Origin of the sequence: Okeania sp. SIO2F5, from assembly GCF_010692685.1 — a bacterium.
Lineage (GTDB): Bacteria > Cyanobacteriota > Cyanobacteriia > Cyanobacteriales > Microcoleaceae > Okeania > Okeania hirsuta.
On the sequence record NZ_JAAHGU010000228.1, the window covers coordinates 1 to 6,471 of the forward strand.

The window sequence follows — 6,471 nt, forward strand, 5'->3', positions numbered from 1 at the left end:
CCCACCGTCAACGGGGGTGTTCACGCATTACTTGGGGGAGCGTAGACGCGGAGCGGCCCTTCGTTGACTATCCCCATGTAATTTTCCTCCTGTCTCCTGTCTCCTGTCTCCTGTCTCCTTCTTCAATTGAACACATTCTTTTTTCACGCTTGGTATTACATTACCAGTTTAACTACTACAACAATTAAAAGTGGAAAAGAAGGAAGAGAGAAGAAAAAAAAAAGGAAAACAATATTACTAATCTAAAGATACTAACTAAACCAGATTTAGTCTGAGATTCCTTTCCATGCTCCTCTTCAAAAGCAAAATGTTGGAGACTTGGTGACTGCTTTACAGCCATCAAACCCCCAACATTTTAAATACAACTTAAAAGTATTCTTTCTACTTAGATAGAAATATTAACCAATTAACCGTTATTATTCAGCAGCAGTAGCTAACTCTGTACTGCCTGAACTACGTTTTCTAGTTAAAGTATTGAACAACAAGATACCGATCGCCTTAATTAAATTACCTTCTAGTTCATTGAACATTTTCATGTTCATGTCAAAAGCAGCATTCGCCTCATTAACCATTCTATCTGCTGTTGCCTGATCGATGGGTAAATCATTCATCCTCTGACGATACATATTCTTGAATGCCTTCTCATCGGAAATTTCTGGGAACTCATAGAAAGCAGTACCTTCCCCATCAATTAAATTCATACCTCTCTGAGCAATTTTCTTGAGAATTTGACCGCCAGACAAATCTCCCAAGTAGCGAGTATAGGAGTGAGCTACTAACAATTCTGGTTCTTTTTCTGAAATTTCTCTAATTCTCTGTACATAAGCTTCACCCGCAGCAGAAGGAGCAACTTGATCGCGCCAACCAGCACCATAATAATACTTTAGGTCTTTCTCTAAACTCTGTTTACGGTTTAGCTCGGCAAAATAAACCTGAGAAAGAATTGGATGTTTCTTGTGGCGTTGCATCTCTTCTTCCATTGCAGAATAAACAAAGTAAAGATTCTTAACTAAATTCCGGTAGGAGTTCTTTTCTACAACACCTTTTAAAAAACACTTGACAAAACCTACGTTTTCTGCATTTGTATGAGCTTTTTTGGTTCCTTCACGCAATTGAGTTGCTAGGTTTACACTCATGTTAAATTTTCCTTACCAATACTAAACTATACGATTTGGCGTATCAATTCCTACAGAAATTTAGAAATCTATTGCCTATTTCTATAGATTAAAATGAATGGATGAGAATTTACATTAAGAATGATTAAGAAGTAAAGGAAGGCAGGAGGCAGGAGGCAGAAGGGAAGAAAAGGCGCTTACGAGAAAAAGTTTTTTATCACGCTCTTATCTGGACATGATATTACTTCCTGTGTTGCTAAAACTATAATTCCAATGTGCACTCTATGTAAAGTCCTCCACACCTCCAACATTCCTCTCCTGGGAGGCAGGGTTGTTTCATTCTCGATAGGACACGGGGACACGGAGACACGGAGACACGGGGATAGAGGCTTTTAATTTATGATTAAAAGTTGACTTTTCATCATTTTAGTCAGAGCAAAAGGGACGCTTATTGGCTGAAAAATCGGCAAATGCGTGGTAAATTTTACAGCTTCCACGATGCCCTCATTTCCCGTTCTCCCTAAATCGTTAACTTGCGATACTTTGAAACAGCCCTGTCCTCGACGGTCGGGGTTAGGGTTGGGTCCCCACTCTTCCCAACTAACTCATCCCGTAAATATGCAACGCCTATAATTACATTAATCTACCCCACTCCCCTACTCCCCTACTCCCCACATCCAACTATACAATAACTACCGGACATGATATTACGCGGTATCTGGCTCACAAATGTTGATAGTAAAGTCCTCCATTCCAGAGATAATATCGCTGAAGCAATGGACTTTCTTGCTGAAACAGGATTTAATGTTGTATTTCCGGTGGTCTGGAATAAAGCATTTACTCTCTACCCCAGTCAACTGATGCAGACAATTTTTGGTAGAGAGATAGACCCCCAATACAAAGGTCGCGATCCCCTAGCAGAAGTAATTATAGAAGCACGGCGAGTTGGGATGAAAATTATTCCTTGGTTTGAATATGGGTTTGTCAGTTCTTACAAACAAAATGGAGGGTTACTTCTAGCAAAAAAACCGGAATGGGCGGCTCGTGACTGTAGGGGAAATTTATTGGTAAAAAATGGTTTTGAGTGGATGAATGCTTTGGATGAGCAAGTGCAGAATTTTCTGATCGATCTAGTATTGGAAGTTGTGAAAAATTATGACATTGATGGCATTCAGGGAGACGACCGAATGCCAGCATTTCCTTCAGAAGGTGGCTACGATGCAAAAACAGTAGAACGTTATCGTCAGCAATTTTCTTGTCATCCACCCCAAAATCATAAACATCACAAATGGTTACAATGGCGTGCAGATATTTTGACAAATTTTTTAACTCGTTTACATCGGGAAGTGAAAGCAATTAAGCCTGAACTTTTAGTTTCAATGGCTCCCAGTTTTTACAAGTGGAGTTTGAATGAATACTTACAAGACTACCCCACTTGGATAAATCAAGGAATTGTCGATCTTATTCACCCTCAACTTTACCGTCGTGATTTTGCAAGTTACAAATCTCTTGTGCAACAGTTAGTGAAACAGCAGTTTATTTGTAATCATTTAAGTAAGGTGTTTCCAGGGATTTTAATTAAAGTTGGCTCTTATCGAATTAGCGTAGATTATTTGTTGGAGGCGATCGCTTATAATCGTTCTGTAGGGATTAACGGAGAAGTATTATTTTTCTATGAAGGTCTGCGAGAAAATAACGATGCTTTGGCTAAAGCATTGCGAATGATTCCTTACAGCGGTTTTCCTGCACGGTAGACCACAGTAGGGACGTTCCATGGGAGGTGCCTACTGGGTTTTGCTTGTGAAAATGTGGTTCATCAAATAGAGATGTGTTCTACACAAATACATAACTATTGACTACCCAATTTTAGTACCACAATTATTACAAAAACGATTTCCTAAACGCAGCTTTGCTCCAAAATTACTACAAAACTTAGGAGTGACTTCTGGTAATGGTGGAGGTGAAATGGAATCAGTCTTAAATCCCAAACTATTATCTCATTGATTTACAGTATCTGAAGAGATTTTCAGACTAACTTCTGTTTCCTTTTTTTCAAGGACTTTTCCTAAATTATTCTGGTTAATAAAATCCCGAATAATATCTTTGCGAGCGGCAGTGTTTACGGAGCAGTCCGTCAGGAAAGCAATCTCCTAAACCCCTGAGATTGCTTCCTTCCACTCCGTTCCAGTCGCAATGACTTGGCTATAGTAATTATCCGGATTCTATATTAGTCACACCACAGCCAAGATTAATTTTTGTTTTATCCGACTGATGCTTAGGAGGTTGGCGATCGCATAGATACCAAATGGTTTCTATCAGAACGATAAAACCCCAGCTTGGATAAAATCCTGACGAGAAAAGCCTCTTAGTGTATAAGAAAATATCCTCGTAAATTAACCTACAAAAAAATATGAGTAACGAAAGTTCGATTGGACTAGCGGAGTTGATTCAACAAGTCAAACAGGAATTACTTACCCAGTCGCCAGATGTAGATAAGGGCACGATTGATTTCCCGCTATTTTTTGGTGGTGGTACTATCAATCTGCCATTACCGGATGAACTAATTGGAGTTGTTCAAGGAGTAGAACCGTCAGCATTAACTATCTCAGGGGGGAGTGATATTACAACTATTATCTAATGGAAATGTATAATTTTCAAATGCAGAAGGCGATCGCTAATAAAAGCAAATCTACTATGAGCGATCGTCTTTTTCCGTTATAAATAGGACTGATGCACGAAAACAAGAAACCGGGTTTATTGCCCTAATTGTTTTCAATCACTAAATTTTTTCGATAAACTCTGTTTCTGCCTAAGTCCCAAGAAATTCTCTTCCCTCCTGACTCCTATAAAAGTTTTCAAGCATTTATTTACCCTAAACCACAGCAGTTTCTAACATTTTAATTGTACCTCGATCACTATCTATCTCTACCTCTACTCCCAATGGCACTGTAAATTTATCCCGAATATGACCGATTGCCGTACCATACCAAGCTGGAATACCTAGAGGTCGAATAATATCTAACAAAACCTGCCATAATGTTAACGTCGGAAAATTATCTTCCTCATCCAGACATCGAGTACATCTGGCAAACACAAAACCCTCCAACTGTTCCAAAATGCCAGCTAAACTCAAATGAGTCAACATTCTATCTACCCGATAAACATCCTCTCTTATCTCCTCCACAAACAAAATTTTCCCTCGCCAGTCTGGCAAAAAAATCGACCCCACCATCGCCGTTAACACAGACAAGTTTCCCCCCACCAGTTGCCCCCGTGCTTTTCCACTTGTAATAGTTTTGACAATATTCGTAGGAGGTTGCAAAGTCATTGCCTTTCCTTCAAACAGGATACCTTTGAGATAACCAACAGAAAATTTATTCCAGGTAGATGTACCAGAAGGTCCGTGAAATGTCACCAGACCAGTGCGTGCGTATATTGCCAATAACAGAGCAGTAATATCGCTGTAACCAATGATAATTTTGGGATTTTTCCGAATTAAGTGATAGTCTAATAATGGTAAGATGCGACTGCTACCCCAACCACCTGTAGTTGTCACTAATGCTTTTACCTCATCATCCGCAAACATAGCATTGATATCGGCAGCGCGGTCTATATCTTTACCTGCTAAATATCCATATCGATCGAGAGCGTGGGTGGCAACTTTGACTTTTAATTTTTGTTGCCCTAAAACCAAATTGACGTATTTGAGTTGATGTTTATAAATCATGGTGGCAGGACTAACTACTGCTACAGTGTCGCCAATTTGAAGGCGGGGTGGTTTGAGGATAGGTTGGGGGGATATTGGTGAGGCAACCCGGAGCGATCGCTTATTGATCGCAGCGAGTTGAGTTGTCAATAAACCTAGACCTAGAAATTTTAAAAAGTAACGGCGATCGTTCATAAATATTGCAGCAGGAATAAAAAACATAATTTTCTTGATGATATTTTATAGTAAAAAGGAAAATTCATAGTTTGACAAAGGTATGAGAATTTGAAAATGTCTTAATCAAACCTTCAAATGCTATTTATTAGAGTTGTCGCTAAATAGAGGGAAAAAATCATTCCAACCTAGGCAGAGCAATAATTCCCAGACTTTTTGGCTGAAAATAGCTACAATCCTTACATAACAAAGTTTTTGGGGATTTTTTAAGTGATAAAGCGACAAGTCTATGATATAAATCCATAGCATCATCATAACCCTCACGAATCCATTCTATTTTTTATTACTAAAAACCCTGTTATAGCTCATTTTATCCAGGAATTTTAGTACCTCAGAAAATTACTTTTTTATATTTTCCCTTATGGGTTTAATATCAAATCTGCTTAATTCGGTATAAAAAAAATTTTCATCTTCATCCAAGAGCAAATGTTTCGCGCATTCTCTTCCCTCCTGACTCCTGACTCCTAGATTAACTATCTAATTATACCGATGCTACCGGATTTGATATAATACCCCACTGTCACTCTCGGTGCTAATGGGGTTTATAGGATGAGAATACTCATTAACCACATTCTTGCTCCTACTGACTACTTCTTCAAATTTGAGTATCTTTCTTAACTTAGCAATTATTCAAATTTAATTTAAACTTAAATCTTTATTTACTTTGACTTAACCATCTCCAGGTAAGAACTTATGTAAGAAAGAGTGAAAGCTAACTGCTTTTTCCATAATAAACAACCAATTATTTTTATCTGGAGATAGTTAATCTAGATGGTACAAACTCTCATAGGATTTGCATCTTTACCCGCAGATACGTTTGCTGAAGGACCAGAATCAGGCGCAGATGTAGATGCCACTCGTACTGGGCCTTTTCCTGGTCAACCTGTAGGTGGATGGAGTGGCGTACAATTTGCCGACGCTAATAGCTACTGGTTCATTGTAGATAGTCTTTTTGGTGGCAATTCTGATACTCTAGCTAGAATCTACAAAGTCGATCCCAATTTTGCTGGTATTGAAGGGGGTGACGGTAGTGTTGAGCTAGAAGATTTTATCACCCTTCGCGATCCTAACAATCTAGTACCTTTTGAAATTCTTAACGAAAACGATCCTGAAAGACCTTTAACAGGTACAGACTTTGATACCGAAGCATTAGTTATTGATAGCAACGGTGATTTGTGGGTAGGAGACGAATACGGTCCCTATCTATTGCGCTTCAATAGTAATGGAGTCCTATTGCCACTCCTAATATTCCTCGACTGAATACTCTTAACGGGCAAATTCCTATTGATACTTACACAACTTAACTGGTAAAATTAGACTATAATGCTTGTAAATCAATAATTTTACGTCGAAGCGATCGCTACGGGACTTACACAAAATTTTAGAGCTGCCGAAATCAAGTAAATATTAAGGGGC

The 6,471-nt window shown here is 38.7% G+C and carries 5 protein-coding genes; 3 read left to right on the forward strand and 2 right to left on the reverse strand.

The window, feature by feature from the left end:
- Positions 1 to 416: 416 nt before the first annotated feature.
- The gene (locus tag F6K27_RS31850) at positions 417 to 1,136 is read right to left on the reverse strand and encodes a heme oxygenase (biliverdin-producing) (RefSeq protein WP_124144328.1); all 720 of its coding nucleotides are present in this window, start codon (positions 1,134 to 1,136) and stop codon (positions 417 to 419) included.
- A gap of 680 nt (positions 1,137 to 1,816) precedes the next feature.
- Here F6K27_RS31850 and F6K27_RS31855 point away from each other — a divergent pair.
- Positions 1,817 to 2,869 (forward strand): glycoside hydrolase family 10 protein, encoded by a 1,053-nt coding sequence (locus tag F6K27_RS31855; RefSeq protein WP_287279803.1) that lies wholly within the window; start codon positions 1,817 to 1,819, stop codon positions 2,867 to 2,869.
- Positions 2,870 to 3,525: 656 nt separating this feature from the next.
- On the forward strand, positions 3,526 to 3,753 hold the full coding sequence (locus tag F6K27_RS31860; protein ID WP_287279805.1) for a hypothetical protein: 228 nt from the start codon (positions 3,526 to 3,528) through the stop codon (positions 3,751 to 3,753).
- 234 nt (positions 3,754 to 3,987) lie between these two features.
- Here the strand turns inward: F6K27_RS31860 and F6K27_RS31865 are convergent, their stop codons facing one another.
- Positions 3,988 to 5,043 (reverse strand): LD-carboxypeptidase, encoded by a 1,056-nt coding sequence (locus tag F6K27_RS31865; RefSeq protein WP_287279807.1) that lies wholly within the window; start codon positions 5,041 to 5,043, stop codon positions 3,988 to 3,990.
- Positions 5,044 to 5,826: 783 nt separating this feature from the next.
- On the opposite strand from F6K27_RS31865, the gene F6K27_RS31870 reads away from it, so the two are divergent.
- On the forward strand, positions 5,827 to 6,315 hold the full coding sequence (locus F6K27_RS31870; RefSeq protein WP_287279809.1) for an esterase-like activity of phytase family protein: 489 nt from the start codon (positions 5,827 to 5,829) through the stop codon (positions 6,313 to 6,315).
- Positions 6,316 to 6,471: the final 156 nt, after the last annotated feature.

Coding starts and splice junctions, on each gene's coding strand:
- F6K27_RS31850 (WP_124144328.1), bottom strand. CDS start 1,136: ATGAGTGTAAACCTAGCAACTCAATTGCGTGAAGGAACCAAAAAAGCT.
- F6K27_RS31855 (WP_287279803.1), top strand. CDS start 1,817: ATGATATTACGCGGTATCTGGCTCACAAATGTTGATAGTAAAGTCCTC.
- F6K27_RS31860 (WP_287279805.1), top strand. CDS start 3,526: ATGAGTAACGAAAGTTCGATTGGACTAGCGGAGTTGATTCAACAAGTC.
- F6K27_RS31865 (WP_287279807.1), bottom strand. CDS start 5,043: ATGTTTTTTATTCCTGCTGCAATATTTATGAACGATCGCCGTTACTTT.
- F6K27_RS31870 (WP_287279809.1), top strand. CDS start 5,827: ATGGTACAAACTCTCATAGGATTTGCATCTTTACCCGCAGATACGTTT.